We start from the raw sequence: 18,701 nt of genomic DNA on the forward strand, positions 1-18,701 counted from the left end.
CCGACAGCGCTGCCAAGGGGACCCCGTGCTACCATGGCGCGACGCAGTGCCATGACCATCCGACAGCAGTGAGCGACGCCCGCGACAGGCTCTTCGCCGATCCCCTCGGGGAGACGGCGCCTTTCACCTTCGACCGCGACGTGGCCCGGGTTTTCCCGGACATGATCCGCCGTTCCGTGCCCGGCTACCCGACCGTGGTGGCGCTGTCCGGGCTCCTCGCTGCGCGCTTCGCCAGCGCCGGCAGCACCCTCTACGATCTAGGCTGCTCCCTCGGCGCCTCAACGCTGGCCATGCGCCGGCACATCGAGGCCGAGGGCTGTCGCATCGTTGCCGTGGACAACTCCCCGGCGATGCTCGAGCGCTGCCGCGAGGTGATCGAAGCCGACGGCCACCCCACGCCGGTGGAACTACGCGAGGGCGATATCCGCGAGGTGCCTATCGAGGACGCCTCCATGGTTGTGCTGAACTACACGCTGCAGTTCATTCCCCTGGCCGATCGGGAGCCGCTCCTCGCGCGGATCGCCACCGGACTGCGGCCCGGTGGCGTGCTTGTGCTGTCGGAAAAAGTAACCCTGGCCGATCCGGCCCTCGAGGCGCTTAACATCGACCTGCATCATCAGTTCAAGCGCGCCAATGGCTACTCGGCACTCGAAGTCGCGCAGAAGCGCAGCGCCCTGGAGAATGTGCTCCTGCCGGAGACCCTCGACGTACACCGGGCACGCTGCCACGCCGCCGGTTTCGCTTCCTGCGATGTCTGGTTCCAGTGCTTCAACTTCGCTTCCCTGGTGGCGCTGAAGCGATGAACGTTGCTGCGCTGGCCGAGCGCTGGGCAGGAGGGCCGCTGGCGCCCTGGGCGTCGCTGCTGCGCGAGCAGGTTGCCGAGGGCCTGTCCCCGGCGCGCCACGGCGATCTGCCGCGCTGGCAGGCGGCGCTGGATGCGCTGCCGGACATCGCCACGGCCACTGTGCACCTGGATCGGAGCCGCGTCGGCGCGGACCCGGTGGCGCCTCTTGCTCCGGCGACGGCGGAGCAGCTGCGCGAAGCACTCCAGGGGCTGCATCCCTGGCGCAAGGGGCCTTATGAGCTCTTTGGGGTGCATGTCGATACGGAATGGCGCTCGGACTGGAAGTGGGACCGGCTCGCCGGCGGCCTGACGTCGCTCGCGGGCCGGCGTGTGCTCGATGTGGGGTGCGGCAACGGCTACCACTGCTGGCGCATGCGCGGGGCCGGGGCTATGGAAGTGGTGGGCATAGACCCCAGCCCGCTCTTCGTGCTCCAGTTTCAGGCTCTGCAGCGCTACCTGCGTGACGAGGCAGTGAGCGTGCTGCCGCTGCCCCTGGAAGCTCTGCCGCGGCCCCTGCCGGCTTTCGATACGGTGTTCTCCATGGGTGTTCTCTACCACCGCCGCTCGCCGCTGGATCATCTCCTGGCGTTACGCGACTGCCTGCGACCCGGCGGAGAGCTGGTGCTGGAGACCCTTATCATCGACGGTGGGGCGGGGATGACCCTGGTGCCGCAGGGGCGCTATGCGCGCATGGGCAATGTCTGGTTCCTGCCGACCTGCGCTACGCTCCTCGACTGGCTTGCCAAGGTGAAGTTCCGCGATGCGCGGGTGGTGGATGTGAGCACAACCAGCACGAAAGAGCAGCGGCGCACTGCCTGGATGCGCTCCCAATCGCTGGCGGACTTCCTCGACCCGAAGGACCCGGGTCTGACGATTGAGGGCTACCCTGCACCGCGCCGTGCCGTGGTGGTCGCGAGCGCGCCCTGAGCCCCGGTGGGGGTTCAGTTGGCGCTGCGGATGGCGAGGTGCTCGTCCCCGGTGCGGCGCCGCTTGATTTTTGTCTGCAGGGCCGCGAAGTGACCGTCGCACTCGGCAACGGTTTCGCGCCTGCCGCCGCGGCGGAATTTGATGCTTTTAAGGAAGGCAACGAGGCTCTTGCGGTTCTCCTCGTTGACCGGGACTTCTGGCCTGTCATTTTTCCGGGTGATTGCGTTTGCCATGGCGGAAAACTTCACAGTGGGTATTTAATTAGAACTGTAACGCAGCCAAGGCAGGAACTTGCGTAAAAACTGCGCAGCTTTGCTGTGACATTGTGACAGTTGCTGCCTGCGGGTTGCCCCGGGGTTCAGGTCGCCCTGAGGAAGGCTTCGATGGCTGCCCGCTCCGGCACGCTACCCTGGGCGCCGGGGCGCTGCACGGACAGGGCGGCACCGGCCTGGGCGAAGGGAATGGCCTCCCCAAGGGGGCTGCCCTCGGCCAGGGCCGCCGCAAGGCAGCCGTTGAAGACATCTCCGGCGGCGGTGCTGTCCACTGCGTTGACGGCGAAGGCCGGGAAGGCCTGCTGCACGCCCGCGATGCCTGCGACCGACAGGAAGACCCCGTGGGTCCCCCGCGTTATCAGCACTGCGGCAAGGCCCCGCCGGTGGAGGACGTCGGCCGCCGCTGCGGCGCTGCCGTCGTCGCTTACCGCGATACCGGTCAGCAGCTCCGCTTCGCTTTCGTTCGGGGTCAGCAGGTCTACAAGGGCAAAGAGCTCCACCGGCAGCGGTTGCGCCGGTGCCGGGTTGAGTACCGTGTGGCAGCCGGCTGCCCGGGCCCGCGTCAGCGCCGCCTGCACTGTGGCGAGCGGTGTCTCGAGCTGCAGGAGCACAACATTGCCGGCGCGGAAGCTGGCGGCGACGGTATCGAGGTCTTCGGGAGCCAGGCGCGCGTTGGCGCCGGGCGCCACGGCGATGCAGTTTTCTCCGCGCTCGTCCACGAGGATCTGCGCCACGCCGGAGGGGCTCTCCGGATCGACGATGCAGGGTGTGGTATCGATGGCGGCGGCGCTGAGGTCTGCCAGGGCCCGGCGCCCGAAGTCATCGTCCCCGATGCGCCCCAGGAAGACCACCGCGCCGCCGGCCCGGGCGGCAGCCAGGGCCTGGTTGGCGCCCTTGCCGCCTCCGTTTACCGAGAACGTGCCGCCAAGGACCGTTTCCCCGGGCCGGGGCAGTACCGGAACGCGGATGACCATATCGGTGTTGGATGAGCCGATGACGACAATGCGGGACACGCTGAACCTCCAGAGCGGGGGCGGCGCTGGGCAGGCGTCGCCGGAGTACGCTATTCTTTGCTGCGAAACGCCGGGGCGCAATCCCGCCCCGCCCGCGCACCGCCTGCCGGTGTCGCGCACAGACCCGGCCAGACAAGGAAGCTGACATGCTGCACACCCTGGAGCGCCTCCCGGACGATCCCATCCTCGGCCTTGCGGCGGCCTGCCGCGCGGACCCTAACCCCGACAAGGTCGATCTCACCGTCGGCATCTACATGGATGAAGACGGCGTCTGTCCGGTCTTCGGTGCCATCCGCGACGCACAGCGCGCGCTGGTCGAGGAAGAAACCAGCAAGGCCTATCTCCCGCCGGCCGGTGATCCGGATTTCAACACGGGCATGCGTGCGCTGGTCTTCGGCGGTGACAGCGGTGCCCTCGCAGACGGTCGCGTGTCTTCCCTGGCGGCCCCGGGTGGCTGCGGTGCCCTGCGCATTGGTGCCGAGATCGCCCGGGTGGCCTCGCCGGAGGCGAAGGTCTGGGTATCCGACCCCACCTGGCCGGTGCATATGCCCCTTATTGGCAGCGTGGGTCTCGAGTTCGAGAAGTACCGCTACTACGATGCCCCCAGCCACGGGGTGGACTTCGACGGCATGGTCGAGGACCTCAAGCGGGCGAAGAGCGGGGATCTGGTGCTGCTTCACGGCTGCTGTCACAACCCCTGTGGCGCAGATCTCACCCTGGAGCAGTGGGGCGTGATTGCCGAGCTGGCCGAGCGCCAGGGTTTTCTGCCTTTCATCGACATTGCCTACCAGGGCCTCGGTGACGGTCTGGAGGCGGATGCCGCCGGACTGCGGCTGCTCGCTGAGCGGCTGCCGGAGATGATCGTCGCTGCGTCCTGCTCGAAGAACATGGGACTCTACCGGGAGCGGACGGGGATTGCGCAGTTCCTCTGCCGGGACGCCGGCAATGCCGAAGCGATCCTCAGCCAGGCCAAGGTTGCAGCCCGGCGCATCTACTCCATGCCCCCGGCGCACGGTGCCCTGCTCGCCGGCCGGGTCCTCGCGGCCCCGGCCCTGGAAGCTGCCTGGCGCGATGAACTGCACACCATGTGCCTGCGCATCAACGGCCTGCGCGAAGCGCTGGTGGAGAAGCTTGAGGCAACCACCGGCCGCGACTTCGCCTTCATCCGCCGGGAGAAAGGCATGTTCTCCTTCCTCGGCCTCAGCGAGGAACAGACGCGGCGGCTGCGCGAAGAGTACAGCGTGTATATGCTCGGCTCGTCGCGCATCAACGTCGCCGGCATCAACGCCGCTAATATCGACTACGTCGCCGACGCGGTGGCCAGGGTCATCGCCTGAGGAGTTGAGCCAGCGGTCCGCCGGCTCCCTGCGTGTTGTTGGGGCGCGCCGGTGCCGGTGCTGCGCCTCCGCTAGCCGTCGGTCCGTGCCTCAAGCTCTGCCCAGCGCTCCACGGCAGCTTCGAGGGTAGCCTGGAGCTCGCTGAACTCGGCCAGCGTTGCCTGCACGGCTTCTGCATCCCCCTGGTAGAAGTCCGGCGCCGTCGTGAGCGCCTCGAGCTCTCCCTGTCGTGCCTCCAGGTCCTCGATACGGGCGGGCAGTTCCGCCAGTTCCCGCTGTTCCCGGTAGCTGAGTTTCTTTTGCGCAGGCCGGGACGTCGGTGACGCTGCCGGCGCTGTGGTCTCGCCGGGGGCATCCCCTGCGGGCCGGGTTTCACCGCTGTCATTTCCCGGTGCCCGCGCTGCAAGGAGTCCACCGCCCCGGGCCTCCCAGTTACTGTAGCCGCCGGCCTGCTCGTCGATGGTACCGTCGCCGGGCAGCACCAGCAGGCTGGTCACCACGTTGTCCATGAAGGCGCGGTCGTGGCTCACCAGCAGGACCGTTCCCTCAAAGGCCAGCAGGATTTCCTCGAGGAGCTCCAGGGTCTCGATATCCAGGTCGTTGGTGGGCTCGTCGAGGACCAGCACATTGGCCGGCCTGAGGAACAGGCGGGCCAGCACCGCCCGGTTCTGCTCGCCGCCCGAGAGCGCCTTTACCGGTGTCCGGATGCGCTCGGGCGTGAACAGGAAGTCGCCGAGGTAGGAGATGGCGTGCTTGCGCCGCCCGTTCACCTCGATGAATTCCCGGCCGGCGCAGATGTTGTCGATGAGGTTCTTCTCCGGGTCGAGCTCCGAGCGCAGCTGGTCTGCGTAAGCGACCTCCAGGCGGGTGCCCCGCTGTATGACCCCGCTGTCCGGCTCGAGCTCGCCCAGGATCACCTTGACCAGCGTGGACTTGCCGGCACCGTTGGCGCCGACGATGCCGATACGGTCGCCGCGCTGGATGATCAGCGACTGGTGGTCGAGGATCAGCCGTTCCCCCCGGTGCAGGGTTACGTCGCGGAGCTCGGCGACAATGCGTCCGCCGGCCTCCGCCTCGCCGATGCTGAAGCTTGCGCGGCCGACGGCGGCGCGGCGTTCGGCGCGCTCCCGGCGCAGCTGCTGGAGAGCCCGCACCCGGCCTTCGTTGCGGGTGCGCCGGGCCTTGATACCCTGGCGGATCCACGCTTCTTCTTCGGCGAGCTTGCGGTCCTGCCTGGCGTCGGCGCGGGCCTCGGCGGCCGCTTCCTGCTCCCGGTGGGCGAGGAAGCCGCGGTAGTCACCGTCCCAGGTAGAGAGGTGCCCCCGGTCCAGCTCGGCGATGCGGTTCACGGTCGCCTGGAGGAAGCGTCGGTCGTGGGTAATCAGCACCAGCGCCCCGCCGTACTGGGCGACCTGGGCCTCCAGCCAGGCGATCGCTGGAATATCCAGGTGGTTGGTGGGCTCGTCCAGGAGCAGGATGTCCGGTTCGCCGACCAGGGCGCGGCCGAGGGCGACGCGCCGGCGCCAGCCGCCGGAGAGGTCGGCCAGTGCCTGGTCCGCGGGGAGTTCAAGGCGGCTGAGGACCGTTTCCACCCGCTGCTGCAGTCGCCAGCCGTCGGCGGCTTCCAGGTTCTGCTGGGCGACGGCCAGAGCCTCCAGGTCTGCCCCTGCGCCGGCCTGGGCAAGCCGGTGGTAGCGCGAGAGCAGTTCGCCGACCTCCGCGAGGCCGCTGGCGACAGCGTCGTAGACGGTTACCGCATCGCCCGGCGGCAGCGCTTGCGATAGCCGTGCGAGACGCGTTCCCGGGCGCAGCCAGCGGTTCCCGGCGTCCGGTTCCTGTTCACCGGCCAGGACCTTGAGCAGGGAGGTTTTGCCGGCACCGTTGCGACCGAGGAGTCCCAGCCGGTCTCCCTTGCGCAGGGTGAGATCGACCTGGTCGAGAAGCACGTGGGTGCCGAAGGCAAGGCTGGCCTGGTCGAGGCGGAGCAGTTCCATGAGGCGCGGGTCCAGTGGTGGCGGGCGCTGCATTCTACGGCAGCGCCCGGCCTCACCGCCAACGGTGCTGGCTGCCGGACCGCTGCTGTGCGATATTTGGACAGCGGCAAAAGCAAAAATAACCGCAAACAATCAGAAACCGACAGTAACCAATTGCACAGCGAAAAAACGCGGTGGCGCAGCCATCACTGTTCGCAGGCGATGGAAGGAAAGAACCGATGGAAGCGCCCCTCTGGAAACCCTCGCTGGAACGGATTGCCGGCGCGCGAGTGAGCGCCTTTCGCGAATTCCTGGCCACGCGCGGTGAGCTCGCCGCGGCCAGCTATAGCGATCTGCACCGCTGGTCCGTCGAAGCGCCGGAGGCCTTCTGGTCGGCCCTCTGGGATTTCGCCGGTGTGCTCGGGGAGCCGGGAGAAGCGGTGCTGCTGGACGGTGAGCGCTTTCCCGGCGCGCGCTGGTTTCCCGGCGCCCGGTTGAACTTTGCCGAGAACCTGCTCCGGCACCGCGGGCCGCAGGCGGCCATCGTCGCCCTGCTGGAGAACGGCGAGCGCCGGGTCCTGTCCCGGGATGAGTTGTATCGCGAGGTGGCAGCCCTGGCCGCTGCGCTGCGGCGGGCCGGCGTGGGTCCCGGGGATCGCGTTGCCGGTTTTCTGCCCAACGTGCCGGAGGCCCTCATCGCCATGCTCGCGGCGGCAAGCCTTGGCGCCCTGTGGACATCCTGCTCCCCGGACTTCGGCGTGGGCGGTGTCCTGGACCGCTTCGGGCAGCTGCGTCCGAAGGTGCTGTTTGTCGCCGACGGTTATTACTACGACGGCAAGACCATTGATTGCCTGCCCCGGGTCGCGAAGATCGCCGCAGCCATCGACGGCATTGAGCAACTCGTTGTCGTGCCCGTACTCGGGTCGGCGGATCCCGCCGCCGTCGTGCCCGGTGCCCTTCGCTGGATGGACTTCTGCGAAGCGACAGCGGACGCTATCGCCTTTGAGCGCCTGCCCTTTGACCATCCGCTTTATGCACTTTATTCCTCCGGTACCACCGGCGTGCCCAAGTGCATCTTGCACGGCGCCGGGGGGACGCTGCTGCAGCACCTGAAAGAGCATCAGCTGCACACAGACCTCCGGGACGGTGATGTTTTTTTCTATTTCACGACCTGTGGCTGGATGATGTGGAACTGGCTCGCGTCCGGGCTCGCCAGCGGCGCCACGCTGGTGCTCTACGACGGCTCGCCTTTCGCTGACGAGGGACGGGCGCTTCTCGACGCGATCGATCGCGAGAGCATCACCGTCTTTGGTACCAGCGCTAAGTACATCGCCGCCCTGGAGAAGGCGGGCCATCGCCCGCGGGAAAGCCACGATCTCAGCTCTCTGCGCACGATCCTCTCGACCGGCTCGCCGCTGTCGCCGGAGCACTACGACTACGTGTACCGTGACTTCAAGGCGGAAGTCTGCCTGGCATCGATTTCCGGCGGCACCGATATCGTGTCCTGCTTTGTCGGCGGTTCTCCGGTGCTGCCGGTCTACCGCGGCGAGATCCAGGCCCCGGGTCTGGGTATGGCCGTTGCGGTCTGGAACGATGACGGCGAGCCGGTGCAGGGCGAGAAGGGCGAGCTGGTGTGTACCCGGCCCTTTCCCTCGTGCCCCCTGGGCTTCTGGAACGATCCCGACGGCAGCCGTTTCCGCGCCGCCTATTTTGACCGCTGGCCCGGCGTCTGGGCCCACGGTGACTATGCCGAAGTCACTGCGCACGGCGGGTTCATCATCCACGGCCGCTCCGATGCGGTGCTCAACCCCGGCGGCGTACGTATCGGCACGGCGGAGATCTACCGCCAGGTCGAGCGCGTGGAGGAGGTGCTCGACAGCGTGGTCATCGGCCAGCGGCAGGGTGACGACGTGCGCGTGGTGCTTTTCCTGGTCCTGCGGGAGGGGGTCGCCCTCGATGAGGCCCTGGGCGCGCGCATCCGCCACGTGATCCGGGACAACGCGACCCCGCGCCACGTACCGGCAAAGATCCTCGCAGTACCGGATATCCCGCGCACGATCAGCGGCAAGGTGGCGGAGCTTGCGGTGCGCAGCGCCGTACATGGCGAACCGGTGAAGAACACCGATGCCCTCGCCAACCCCGAGTCCCTGGCGGCCTTCCGCGACCGCCCGGAGCTTGCTGACTGAGCGCCGGGCGGAGGCCGGTCACCGCCGGAATTTTCCGCTATCATTGCGGCCCCGCAGGCCGTGATTCCGACCGCATGAACACCGCAGCTTCCTACGCTCCCCGCTACGATCGCCAGGTGGGACTCTGGCTCGCCGCCTGTGCCGCGGTTATCTTCGGCATGATTCTCCTCGGTGGTGTAACCCGGCTCACCGAGTCGGGGCTATCGATGGTGGAGTGGCGTCCGCTCATGGGCATCATCCCGCCCCTCTCCGAGGGCGAGTGGCAGTCGGTCTTTGACAAGTACCGGCAGTTCCCGGAGTACCGTCTGGTCAACTACGGCATGACCCTGCACGAGTTCAAGGTCATCTTCATGTATGAGTACCTGCACCGGGTGCTCGGGCGCCTGATCGGGTTGCTCTTCTTCATTCCTCTGGTCTATTTCGCTCTCCGCCAGCGCATCCGCCCCGGACTCCTGCCCAAGCTGCTGCTGCTGTTCGTGCTCGGCGGCTGCCAGGGGCTGCTGGGCTGGTACATGGTGCAGTCAGGGCTTGTGGACCGGCCGGATGTGAGCCAGTACCGGCTCACGGCACACTTCGGCCTGGCGGTGATCATCTACGGCTTCATGCTCTGGCTGGTGCTCGACCTGCTGGCACCGCCGGCGGGGACGCGGCGGTCCGTCCTGGCACCCTGGGCTCTCGGTTTTGTGCTGCTGGTCTACCTGATGATGCTGTCCGGGGGGTTTGTTGCGGGCACGAATGCCGGTTTCTCCTACAACACCTGGCCGCTCATGGGACCGACCTTCATTCCCGAAGGGCTCTACCGCACGGACCCGGCCTGGCTCGCCGCCTTTGAGGACGTGGTCACAATCCAGTTCAACCACCGGATCTTCGCTTACCTGCTCACGGCTCTGGTGCTCGCCCTCGCTGTGGCTGTGCTGCGGCGGGAGCCGGCCGCGCGCGTACGCCGGGGCGCCTGGCTGCTGCTTGCGGCGCTGCTGCTGCAGGTCGTGCTCGGTATCAGCACGTTGCTGCTGCACGTGCCGGTTCCCCTTGCGGCGGCGCACCAGGGCGGGGCGGTGTTGCTGCTGTCCTGCGCCCTGTTCCTGGCCCACGGCCTGCGGCGTCTGCCGGCTGGTGGGCTTCCCTAGCCGGAGTAGGTGACCACGAGATAGCCCCGCAGCGGCTCCGCACTGCTGTTGACGATGCTGTGGTCCACATCGGCGCGGTAGTGGGCGGTGTCGCCGGCCAGTAGCGGACAGCGGTCGCTGCCGGCACGCACCTCGGCGCTGCCGCCGGCCACTGTGAACAGCTCCCGGGTCCCTTCGTAGTGGGCGCCGCTGGCCAGGCGTGCGCCTGGCTGCAGGATGATTTCATAGAATTCCACAGCCTTTTCCTGGTGCAGCGGGGACAGCGTGCGGATGCTGCACTCCTCGTCGCCTCGAAAGCGCATGCCGGGGTCATCACCGCGGATGCGCTCGATAACGGCGCTGGCGTTCGGGTCATCGACGAGTTCACCGATGGTGATACCGAAGGCCTGGGCAATGCGGTAGGTCACTGCGAGCGTCGGGTTGGCCCGGCCCCGCTCGATCTGGCTGAGCATGGAGCGGCTTACGCCGGACGCGGCAGCGAGCTGCTCGAGGGTGAAGCGGTGCTTCTGGCGCAGGGTTGTCACGCGTTCGCAGAGCAGCTTGCTGGCGGGGTCGCCGGGGACGCTGGGCATGGCGGGGGCTTCCTCCCGAGGCCGGAGTCAGCCGCAGAGTCTACCATCCGCCGGCCCTTGCCCGGACCGCCCCGCCAGTGCATCATTGCCCGGTCCGCGAGGGGATACCCATGCCATTCGTCAAGCGTAATGCCGAGGGCACAATCGTCGCCGCCAGTCAGCGGGAGGAGGGGGATTGCGCCGAAGAGATCAGCGAGACCGAACTGCTGGCGTCAGGTTTTCTCGACCGTCTTGCCGGGGTCGAGGGCCGCGAGGGTCGGCACCTGGCCGGCACGGATCTCGAGCTGGTTCGGGTCATCGAGGACGTTGTCGACCTCCTGGTGGAGAAGGGCGTCATCCTGTTCACGGAGCTGCCCGAGTCGGCGCAGAAGAAAGTCCTGGCAAGGCAGCAGCTGCGCAGCCGCATCGGCGGCAGCCTGAATCTCCTCGGCGACGACTGAACGGCCGCTGCGTCAGTCAGCCGTCAGTCTCACACCGGGCCCCCCGACTGCATCCACCCCGAGGGCTTCCAGCGCCCGCCACTGAGCTCGGTTCTCTACGCCTTCTGCGATCACCGTGACGCCCACGGCGTGCACCAGGGTGCTCAGCGTGCGCAGCAGGTTCTGATTGGTATCGTCGCTGTCGATATCACGGACGAAGACCGCATCGAGCTTCACATAATCGATTCCCACGTCGTGGAGCTGGCCGAGGTCCGCCAGGCGCCGGCCGACCCGGTCCATGCCGGTCTGCATCCCGTGCCGGTGCGCGACGGCGCAGAGCCGCCGGAAACTCGGCATATGGTGGTAGGCGGCGTTCTCTGCGACTTCGATGGCGAGCTGCCCGGCCGTGTTAGCGGCGGCGGCCCGGCGGTCCAGCCACCCCGGGAAATCGTCGTCGGCGAGGGCGGCACTGGAAAGATTCACCGCCAGGCGCTCGCCGTTCTCGGCGGCGAGACGCAAGGCCAGATCGACGACCCGCCGGTCCAGCTCCCCGGCGAGCTGCAGCCGGTTGATCCAGGGCAGGAACTGCGCCGCAGGGCGGAGCTCGGCGCCCTCGCGCAGACGGACCAGAGCCTCTCGATGCAGTACGGCGCCTCCGTGCTCGAGCACCGGGAAGGTGACGAGGGCGAAGCCCTCGCCGGCGAAGGCCGCTGCAAGGGTGGTGCGCCATCGCTCCAGCTGCTCCCGCACGGGCGTAGTCGTGCCGCGCTGGGCCAGGACGATTTCGCCGCTGCCCCCGCGCTCCGCGCCCTGCAACGCTGCGTCGACGGCGGTGAGCAGGTCGCCAGGGCGGTCGCCGGGCTGGTACTCGCCACAGGATACGGGGATCTCGGGGAGCTGAACGTCGTGGGTGGTGAAGGCTGCGGTGAGCACATCCTGCAGCTGCGCACCTACCGCCTGCGGGTCTTCAGCGCCGGGCGCCAGCAGGGCGATATCGGAGCCGTTCAAGCGTCCGCAGGACCAGTCCCGGTCCCGGCAGAGCGTGTTCAGGTTGCGCCCGGCACTGGCCAGCACCGCATCGAGCACCTGGCGCCCGTAGGCCTGGTTGTAGCGGGTGAGCTCGGTCAGCCGGCCGATGCAGAAGCTGCCGGTGGCGCCGGCGTCGTCACTGGCCAGGGTGCCTGCGAGCTGGGTATTGAAGGCGCTCCGGTCCAGGATTCCTGTAACGGGGTCCGCAGTGGTCGCGCGCTGCAGCTGCTCAAGGCGTTCGCCCTCGCTTGCCAGCATGGCGCGGACACGGGCGGAGAGTCGGTTCATGGCGGCCACTAGCTCGCGGAACTCCCGCGTATGCGGCTCCTTCAGGGTGACAAAACGGCGCTCGCCGATCGCGCTCGCCTGGCCGACCACTCCCGCGAGCGGTGCAAGCAGTCGTCGCAGAAGCAGGGAGCCAACGGCGCCGGTAGCCAGGGCGGTCAGGAAGAAGGCCAGGGCCTGGTTCCAGGTTGTCTGCCAAAGCTCATCATAGGCAAAGCGTGCATGGCTGCGCACCTCGAGCGTACCCGCCTGACTCCAGCCGCGCTGGACCGTGGCAACGCCCGGGGGGGCCGCGATGGGCAGCAGCTTCGTGAACCACGCCGGCGCGCCGGCGCCGTCGCTACCGTCCCGCCGCTCGAGGATCACCGCTCCGTCCGGCCCCGTCAGTCGGATGAGCTCATAAAAGCCCGTGTCGAACTGCGCCGCGAGGGTCAGCTCCATGAGTACCGGGTCCGCGTCCTGCTGGGTCAGAGAAATCGCCAGTGCGGTCGCGTTGTCGGAGTTCTTGATGGCGAGCTGCTGTTCCAGATAGCGCTTCGCAGACACACTGCTCAGCGCCACGCTGACACAGAATACCAGCGTGAGCAGGAAAACAATCGCCAGCCAAAGCTGTTTGTAGAGGGACATGGATGAACTCCCAGTCTGCCCGGTCAGTGTAAACCCTCCTCCTGCATCCGTCGCAGGAGATCCCGCCAGCGGGACAGGCGTGCCGTGGGGTTACGGCTCGCCGGGGCGGCCTTGTCGCCGACCCAGATCCCGGCGGTATTGAAGCCGAAAACCGGGGTCAGGTCTGTGCGCCGGGAAGCGGGCAGCACATAGGCGGCGAGGTTGTCGAGAATCAGTGGATCCGCGCCGGGGCGCGGGTAGTAGGCGAGGACCATGTGGGCCTGGGGGCTGCCGCCGCCCACAGGTCTGGCGCGGACGTAGGTAATGCGCAGGGCTTCCACAGGAACGCCAAGCTCAAGCAGGCTCACGTACTTGGCGATACTGAAGTCTTCGCAATCCGCAGCGCCGCGGGAGAAAGCTTCCATGGGGGTTGCCCAGTAGTCTTCCTGGCCCCAGATTGTCTGGTCGTCGCGCCAGGTGAGCTGCACGTTGAAGAAGCGATTGACCCCGTCGAGCTGGTCCGCTACCGGCTTGCCCGCCAGAGCCTCGAGAGCATCCTGCCATTGAGCGACGCGCGCGGCGGTATCGCTGCCGTAGCGCTCCCGGGCTGTGGCGAGGAGCTGCTCGCGATTTGCAAATCGCGATTCTGCGAGCAGGGCGGCCAGCAGCAGGAGCAGCGCCGCGACACCCCTTCCTGACCAGGAGCGGCGGATCACGGGCCCATGCCGGCACTGAGTGGCGTTGCTAGCATGGGTAGACTAAGCTCCGTCGCACAGGAGGATATTTCACACTGTTGATGTTCCTTGTTAATAGCTGGACTGTCTCGGGAATGGAGCGCAGGGGTCGCAAAAGTGTGACTCAGTGCAAAGAAGCAAAAAAAAGTGCTTGCTGCAAGTGGCGCTGAGCGCTTTACTGCTTACTTGTCGTGGCGATATGCATCGCCAACTGCAAAGATTAGGTTCGAGTGTGCCTTGCAGCGTGCAGGCAAACAGGTGAGATAAACAGGCGCTGGTAACGAGGTAATTGTGCGGGTGTGCGTTGCAGGGTGCACTCGGCGATCAGAGCGGTTTTGAAAAGGCGTTTTGAGAACAACGCGAAATATAACACGGAAAAGGGGTGCTCGGGGGACAGGTCGTCATGGCCAGTGGACCTGCGTGTTCGCCCTCGTTCAGCTTAGCAACCGGACGCCGGTCGTGCGCGACAGCGTTCTAAGGATACAGCCATGAGCCAGTTACAGCATCACGCGAAACGACTCCTCTGCGCCGCAATCGGTATTGCCCTTGCCGGGCAGGCGGTGGCCCAGGACGTTCCCACGGATTTCCGTTCGGCCGTAAATCAGGCCGTGAACAGCAACCCCCGGGTCACCGCGGAATACTACAACTTCGAAGCGTCCCGGGAGTCCGAGCGGGCGGCCCGCGGTGGCTATCTGCCGAGTGTCGATCTGTCCTCGGAGATCGGTCGTGAACAGCGCGACACCCCGCTCGTGGATCTCGGCAGTTACACGCGTGACGCGACCCGCTTCACGGTGACACAGATGCTCTTCGACGGCTTCGAGACACGGAATACGGTCGCAACCCGTAATTTCGAAAAGCTATCCCAGTACTACAACCTGCGCAGCATTTCCGAGGCAGTGGGCCTCGAGGCGGCCCAGGCCTACCTCGACACGCTGCGCTTCCAGCAGCTGGTGACCTTCGCCGAGGACAATTATGTCTATCACCGGCAGATCTACAATCGCATCCAGGAGCGGGCGAGCGGCGGTGTCAGCCAGGGCGTGGACCTGCAGCAGGCCGAGGCGCGTATCGCGCTCGCCGAGTCCAACCTGGTCACAGAGCTTCAGAACCTGCACGACGTCCGGGCGCGCTACCAGCGCGTGATCGGCGACCTGCCCGCTGAGGGCCTGTCCATGCCGACCCTGCCCGACGCGCTGATCCCGGCGCTTCGCGGCGCGGCGCTCGATGTGGCCTACAGCCGCAGTCCTGTGATCAACGCGGCGATCGAGAACCTGCGCGCCAGCCAGGAGTTCCTCAATGCGCGCAATGCGCCGTTCATGCCCCGCATCGACCTGCGTTACCGCAACGAGGTGGAGCACGACACCGACGGCTTCGACGGCACCTATGATGAGGAGGCCATCGAGCTGGTAATGAACTACAACCTGTTCCGCGGCGGCTCCGACAGTGCCCGCAAGCGCGAAGCCTACGCGCTTTATAATGCGGCCATGGAAGAGCGCAAGCAGGCCTGCATCAACGTCCGCCAGGAAACGATGATCGCCTTCAACGACATCCAGGCCCTCACCGAGCAGGTCCAGCTCCTGGAGCGCAACCTTGCCTCCCAGGATCAGACGCGCCGCGCCTACCAGGACCAGTTCGACATTGGTCAGCGGACGCTCCTCGATCTCCTCGACAGCCAGAACGAGTTCTTCGACACCCAGCGGGCCTACATCACGGCGCAGACCAATCTTATTGCCGCCCGCGCCGAGACGCTGGCCAATATGGGCCTGCTGCTGGCTGCCCTCGAGCTCGACGGGCTGAATGCCGAGCAGATCGAGGCGCTCAAACTCGACTTCAGCCGTGACCCGGATGACGAGAATGCCCAGCCGCTCTGTCCGCCGGAGCCGCCGCCGGGCATCGACATCGACCGAGCGTCGCTGTTCGACCGCCTCGACAAGCGCGCGGCCAACGGTGGCGGTGCTACCGAGGAGTCCAAAGCTGCGCTTGCCGCCATGGCGTCCGGCAGCTCCACTTTCGTGCCTGCCGGCAGCAACATGTACGAGGCCGAGGTGGACGTGACTTTTGCCATCGACTCCGCCGAGATCACCTCTGAGTTCGACGAGGAGATCCGGCGCGCCGGCGCTTTCCTGCGCGAACACCCGGACGTAGAAGCCATCATCGAGGGCCATACCTGCAACATGGGTGAAGAGTCCTACAACGAGTGGCTCTCCCAGCAGCGGGCCGACGCGGTACGCAGTAAGCTCGTGGAGGACTACGGCGTCGATCCGGCGCAGGTGGTGGCCGTGGGTCGCGGTGAGGGTGCCCCCAAGGCGGACAACAGCACTGCCGAGGGCCGGGAGCGCAACCGCCGCGTGGAGATCGTCCTCAGCGCCAACTGAGCGACGCTGCGGGGCCGGCTGGGTATTTTCCTCTCCGGCAAGACCCGGTAGTGAGAGCAGGGCAGTGTGAATTGTCGGGGTGAGGACGGGATAGTTCTCTCAGTCGCTCCCCGTTACGCGTTTGGTGAGAGAACTATCCCGCCCTCACCCCTTGCGCCTCGCGTTCTTCCGGCATGGTCGAGTTTCCCGGGCGGTAGGAGCGGCTGCGGTCGCATGCCCCCACCAAGCGTGTATCGGGGAGCGACTGGGGCCATGCGACCGCAGCCGCCCCGGGATCAGATGAACCAGAAAAAAGCCCGCTATGATGAAGCGGGCTTTTTTCCTTCCATCTTCCGCTGTCAGAAGCGCGCGGTAAGCCTCGCGCCCCAGATCTGGCCCTCCTCGAGGTACTGGGCGTGCGAGCCCACCAGCACCGGGATGTCGAAGCTCTGCATGAATACCTCCTCGTCGAAGATATTCCGCCCATAGGCCATGAGCTCCCACCAGTCGCCGCGCAGCCCCAGGCGCAGGTTGACCTTGGTGTAGGAGTCGATAACGTCGAGCGGGTCATTGTCGCCCGCTGAATTGAACGCATCCCGGTAATTCGCTTCGCCGCTCATGAAGAATTCCATGTCGCCGATCGGGCGCACGTAATCAAAGAGGAAAGAGGCGCTGTAGTCCGAGGCATAGAGCGTCGGCTCGCCGGACAGATCGTTCTCGCTTACGCCGATGGGGCTGCCACAGAACGGGTCGGCGTCGATCTGGATTGCAGTGCACGGACCGTCAGCGAAATCGTCATAAGTGGCATCCAGCCAGGCGAAGTTCAGGCCCAGGCGCAGCGCGTCCGTGGCCTGCCACATACTATCGACCTCAAGGCCGAGGACCTCTGAGCTCGCGGCGTTCTTTACGTTGAAGCCGAGGCCCTCGAACACGGCGGTCTGCAGATCGCTGTACTCCGTGTAGAAAAGAGCCCAGTTGAAGCGCATGGCGCCGTCAAGCAGCGTGTGTTTGCCGCCGAGCTCGTAGGCGTCCACCTCTTCGTCGTCGAACTCGAAGTCGTTGTTCGGCAGCGTGGGGTCATAGCAGCCGGTCACATCCACAGTGAAGTCCGGATTCGGTGCGCAAGGGAAGGCACCCTGGTCGAGGCCCCCCGGTTCGCCGTCATCGGCGGCGGTGAAGCCGCCGCTCTTGAAGCCCTGGGAGAAGCTTGCGTAGAGCATGGAGTCCTGGCCGACGTCCCACTGCAGGTTGAAGGAGGGCAGGAGGGCGTCTGTCTCCCGGTCCTCGTCATAGTCGTAGGCATAGGCGTTGAAACTCGTGGCCTGAATCAGGCCGAGAAAGTAACTGTCGCTCGGCGCCCCCAGCCCGGTGTTACTGTCCGAGAGAAACTGTCTGCTGAGGACATCCTTCGTCTCTTCCGTATAGCGCACCCCTACGGTGAGGCGCAGCTTGTCAGTGAAATTGAAGGTGCCCTGACCGAAGAGAGCCCAGGATTCAGATTCGAGCTGATAGAAGCGATTGCGGGCCACCTGGTTCGGGCTGTAGGCCCCGTCGGTCTGCACAGCCAGGAGGTTCTGCGGCAGTGCTGCCGGCGGGATTGCGCCGCCGCTGAGCGCGTTCGACAGGAACTGCGGGAACAGTCCGTCGAAGTTCGTGTCGAGGGTTACCCGCCGGTCGAAGTCAAGGTCCGAGGTGTCGTAGTAGAAGCCGGCAACATAGTCGAAGAACTCGCCGCCCGGCGAAGTGATGCGAAACTCCTGGCTCCACTGCTCGAAACGCTGATCATCGTCCCGGTGGATGAACTGCAGGGGCAGCCAGTCGACGTCAGCGCCATCGACGTAGCGGTACTCGGAGTAGCCGGTTACGGAGGTGAGCGTGTGCCCCCCGACGTTCCAGTTCACTGTAAGTGCGGCGTTGTCGATGTCGTTCTCGCTGCTGTCGGGATTGATGCCGATACCGGGCCCATCTGCCCGGGACTGGCCGTAGCCGTTATCCTTGAAAATGGTGAATTCCTGCTGGGTGATGTCGCCGTAGTCGGGGAAGAACATGTCCATGATCGAGTAGGCGGTGTCGGCGAAGGCAGAGCGGTTGGGTACAAACGCATCGCGCTGCTGGGCATCCAGGAAGATCTTGCCCGTGGTGGTGGCGCCTACGCGCTCGTAGTCGGAATTACTGTATTTAAAGTTGATGTCCAGATCGTCCGTGGGCTGCCAGGCCAGCGTGAGCCGATAGGTGAGCTCGTCGATCTGGCCCTCACTGTCGCCGAGGAGGCTGTTGCGTGCGTAGCCATCGGTTTCCCGAGCCTTGAAGGCGAGGCGGGCGGCGAGCGTGTCGGTGAGGGCGCCGCTGAGGTAGCCCTCGTAGAGCTCGCCCTCGTTTGATTCAAAGGAGGCGGCGAGCTGACCGTTGAACTCCTCGCCCATATCCGGAGACGCGCTGGTGATGTTGATCGCCCCTGCCACGGTATTGCGACCGAAGAGCGTTCCCTGAGGACCGCGCAGCACTTCCACCCGCTCGACGTCCAGGAAGGCAGCGCGGTACTGGCGACCGCGGCCCATGTAGACGCCATCGATATACATGCCCACGGACTGCTCAAAGCCCTGATTGTTGCCGGAGCCGACGCCCCGCATGTAGATATTGGTGTTTACCGGCGCATCAGCAATATGCAGGTTGGGTACGTAGTCGGCAAGGGCCGCCATGTTCGGGATGCCTGCATCCTGGATCTGCTGACCCTGGATGGCGGATACGGAGATGGGTACGTCCTGCAGGCTTTCGGCGCGCTTCTGCGCCGTAACGATGACTTCTTCGAGTTGCTGGGCGCCGGCGATGGGCGCGGCGAGGGAAACGGACAGAGCCGCTGCGAGCGGCACTTTGCGGAAAGGCGCAGCCATAAATCACCCCTTTGATCTTTTATAGTTAGAAGGCAGCCCTGCAGGCGGGTAACCGGCCTGGCTTTTCTCGATAGTAATGCAGCGCCTCATCAGGAAACAAGGCCGCGCGAGCGGGCCTGGTTCCGGGAGCGCGGG

At 66.2% G+C, this 18,701-nt stretch carries 14 protein-coding genes; 7 read left to right on the forward strand and 7 right to left on the reverse strand.

Features of this window, described 5'->3' with window-relative positions; translation table 11 throughout:
- The first annotated feature begins 68 nt into the window (after positions 1 to 68).
- Together cmoA and cmoB are read left to right on the forward strand one after the other, a co-directional pair.
- Positions 69 to 803, forward strand: coding sequence for a carboxy-S-adenosyl-L-methionine synthase CmoA (gene cmoA / locus HRUBRA_RS04280; protein WP_035514837.1), 735 nt, complete (start codon positions 69 to 71; stop codon positions 801 to 803).
- On the forward strand, positions 800 to 1,771 hold the full coding sequence (cmoB, locus tag HRUBRA_RS04285) for a tRNA 5-methoxyuridine(34)/uridine 5-oxyacetic acid(34) synthase CmoB (protein ID WP_035514839.1): 972 nt from the start codon (positions 800 to 802) through the stop codon (positions 1,769 to 1,771). Before cmoA ends, cmoB begins: the two co-directional genes overlap by 4 nt.
- A gap of 14 nt (positions 1,772 to 1,785) precedes the next feature.
- Here cmoB and HRUBRA_RS04290 read toward each other — a convergent pair whose 3' ends face one another.
- Both HRUBRA_RS04290 and rbsK read right to left on the reverse strand, forming a co-directional pair.
- The gene (locus HRUBRA_RS04290; protein WP_144244378.1) at positions 1,786 to 2,004 is read right to left on the reverse strand and encodes a hypothetical protein; all 219 of its coding nucleotides are present in this window, start codon (positions 2,002 to 2,004) and stop codon (positions 1,786 to 1,788) included.
- Positions 2,005 to 2,129: 125 nt separating this feature from the next.
- A complete protein-coding gene (gene rbsK, locus HRUBRA_RS04295) occupies positions 2,130 to 3,056 on the reverse strand; it encodes a ribokinase (RefSeq protein ID WP_035514842.1) in 927 nt (308 codons plus the stop codon).
- A 146-nt stretch (positions 3,057 to 3,202) separates the two neighbouring features.
- Here rbsK and HRUBRA_RS04300 point away from each other — a divergent pair, with 146 nt between their 5' ends.
- Positions 3,203 to 4,393: an amino acid aminotransferase gene (locus HRUBRA_RS04300; RefSeq protein WP_035514844.1), complete on the forward strand. Its 1,191-nt coding sequence runs from the start codon at positions 3,203 to 3,205 to the stop codon at positions 4,391 to 4,393.
- 71 nt (positions 4,394 to 4,464) lie between these two features.
- On the opposite strand, the gene HRUBRA_RS04305 is transcribed toward HRUBRA_RS04300, so the two are convergent.
- A complete protein-coding gene (locus tag HRUBRA_RS04305) occupies positions 4,465 to 6,387 on the reverse strand; it encodes an ATP-binding cassette domain-containing protein (RefSeq protein ID WP_035514846.1) in 1,923 nt (640 codons plus the stop codon).
- A gap of 218 nt (positions 6,388 to 6,605) precedes the next feature.
- Here HRUBRA_RS04305 and HRUBRA_RS04310 point away from each other — a divergent pair, with 218 nt between their 5' ends.
- Both HRUBRA_RS04310 and HRUBRA_RS04315 read left to right on the forward strand, forming a co-directional pair.
- Complete coding sequence (locus HRUBRA_RS04310; RefSeq protein ID WP_035514848.1) at positions 6,606 to 8,552, forward strand: acetoacetate--CoA ligase; 1,947 nt, start codon at positions 6,606 to 6,608, stop codon at positions 8,550 to 8,552.
- Positions 8,553 to 8,626: 74 nt separating this feature from the next.
- The gene (locus HRUBRA_RS04315) at positions 8,627 to 9,679 is read left to right on the forward strand and encodes a COX15/CtaA family protein (protein ID WP_035514850.1); all 1,053 of its coding nucleotides are present in this window, start codon (positions 8,627 to 8,629) and stop codon (positions 9,677 to 9,679) included.
- On the opposite strand, the gene HRUBRA_RS04320 is transcribed toward HRUBRA_RS04315, so the two are convergent.
- Complete coding sequence (locus HRUBRA_RS04320; protein ID WP_035514852.1) at positions 9,676 to 10,251, reverse strand: helix-turn-helix domain-containing protein; 576 nt, start codon at positions 10,249 to 10,251, stop codon at positions 9,676 to 9,678. The two genes, HRUBRA_RS04315 and HRUBRA_RS04320, sit on opposite strands and share 4 nt — an antisense overlap.
- 110 nt (positions 10,252 to 10,361) lie before the next feature.
- Here HRUBRA_RS04320 and HRUBRA_RS04325 point away from each other — a divergent pair, with 110 nt between their 5' ends.
- Entirely contained in the window at positions 10,362 to 10,691 is a 330-nt protein-coding gene (locus tag HRUBRA_RS04325) for a hypothetical protein (protein WP_035514854.1), read from the forward strand.
- Between the two features lie 12 nt (positions 10,692 to 10,703).
- Here HRUBRA_RS04325 and HRUBRA_RS04330 read toward each other — a convergent pair whose 3' ends face one another.
- A complete protein-coding gene (locus HRUBRA_RS04330) occupies positions 10,704 to 12,611 on the reverse strand; it encodes a bifunctional diguanylate cyclase/phosphodiesterase (protein ID WP_035514856.1) in 1,908 nt (635 codons plus the stop codon).
- 23 nt (positions 12,612 to 12,634) lie between these two features.
- Entirely contained in the window at positions 12,635 to 13,306 is a 672-nt protein-coding gene (locus HRUBRA_RS04335; RefSeq protein ID WP_201771530.1) for a transglutaminase-like cysteine peptidase, read from the reverse strand.
- A gap of 506 nt (positions 13,307 to 13,812) precedes the next feature.
- Between HRUBRA_RS04335 and HRUBRA_RS04340 the strand changes: the two genes are divergently transcribed.
- Positions 13,813 to 15,696: a TolC family outer membrane protein gene (locus tag HRUBRA_RS04340; RefSeq protein WP_052094373.1), complete on the forward strand. Its 1,884-nt coding sequence runs from the start codon at positions 13,813 to 13,815 to the stop codon at positions 15,694 to 15,696.
- 338 nt (positions 15,697 to 16,034) lie between these two features.
- Here HRUBRA_RS04340 and HRUBRA_RS04345 read toward each other — a convergent pair whose 3' ends face one another.
- A complete protein-coding gene (locus tag HRUBRA_RS04345; protein WP_035514857.1) occupies positions 16,035 to 18,566 on the reverse strand; it encodes a TonB-dependent receptor in 2,532 nt (843 codons plus the stop codon).
- Between the last annotated feature and the right edge of the window lie 135 nt (positions 18,567 to 18,701).

The sequence above is a fragment of the Pseudohaliea rubra DSM 19751 genome, from assembly GCF_000764025.1.
Lineage (GTDB): Bacteria > Pseudomonadota > Gammaproteobacteria > Pseudomonadales > Halieaceae > Pseudohaliea > Pseudohaliea rubra.

What these genes read in the sequence shown, in the direction of transcription:
- cmoB (WP_035514839.1), top strand. Translation starts at nt 800, where the DNA reads ATGAACGTTGCTGCGCTGGCCGAGCGCTGGGCAGGAGGGCCGCTGGCG.
- HRUBRA_RS04300 (WP_035514844.1), top strand. Translation starts at nt 3,203, where the DNA reads ATGCTGCACACCCTGGAGCGCCTCCCGGACGATCCCATCCTCGGCCTT.
- HRUBRA_RS04315 (WP_035514850.1), top strand. Translation starts at nt 8,627, where the DNA reads ATGAACACCGCAGCTTCCTACGCTCCCCGCTACGATCGCCAGGTGGGA.
- HRUBRA_RS04345 (WP_035514857.1), bottom strand. Translation starts at nt 18,566, where the DNA reads ATGGCTGCGCCTTTCCGCAAAGTGCCGCTCGCAGCGGCTCTGTCCGTT.
- HRUBRA_RS04305 (WP_035514846.1), bottom strand. Translation starts at nt 6,387, where the DNA reads ATGGAACTGCTCCGCCTCGACCAGGCCAGCCTTGCCTTCGGCACCCAC.
- HRUBRA_RS04340 (WP_052094373.1), top strand. Translation starts at nt 13,813, where the DNA reads ATGAGCCAGTTACAGCATCACGCGAAACGACTCCTCTGCGCCGCAATC.
- HRUBRA_RS04325 (WP_035514854.1), top strand. Translation starts at nt 10,362, where the DNA reads ATGCCATTCGTCAAGCGTAATGCCGAGGGCACAATCGTCGCCGCCAGT.
- HRUBRA_RS04320 (WP_035514852.1), bottom strand. Translation starts at nt 10,251, where the DNA reads ATGCCCAGCGTCCCCGGCGACCCCGCCAGCAAGCTGCTCTGCGAACGC.
- HRUBRA_RS04290 (WP_144244378.1), bottom strand. Translation starts at nt 2,004, where the DNA reads ATGGCAAACGCAATCACCCGGAAAAATGACAGGCCAGAAGTCCCGGTC.
- HRUBRA_RS04310 (WP_035514848.1), top strand. Translation starts at nt 6,606, where the DNA reads ATGGAAGCGCCCCTCTGGAAACCCTCGCTGGAACGGATTGCCGGCGCG.
- HRUBRA_RS04330 (WP_035514856.1), bottom strand. Translation starts at nt 12,611, where the DNA reads ATGTCCCTCTACAAACAGCTTTGGCTGGCGATTGTTTTCCTGCTCACG.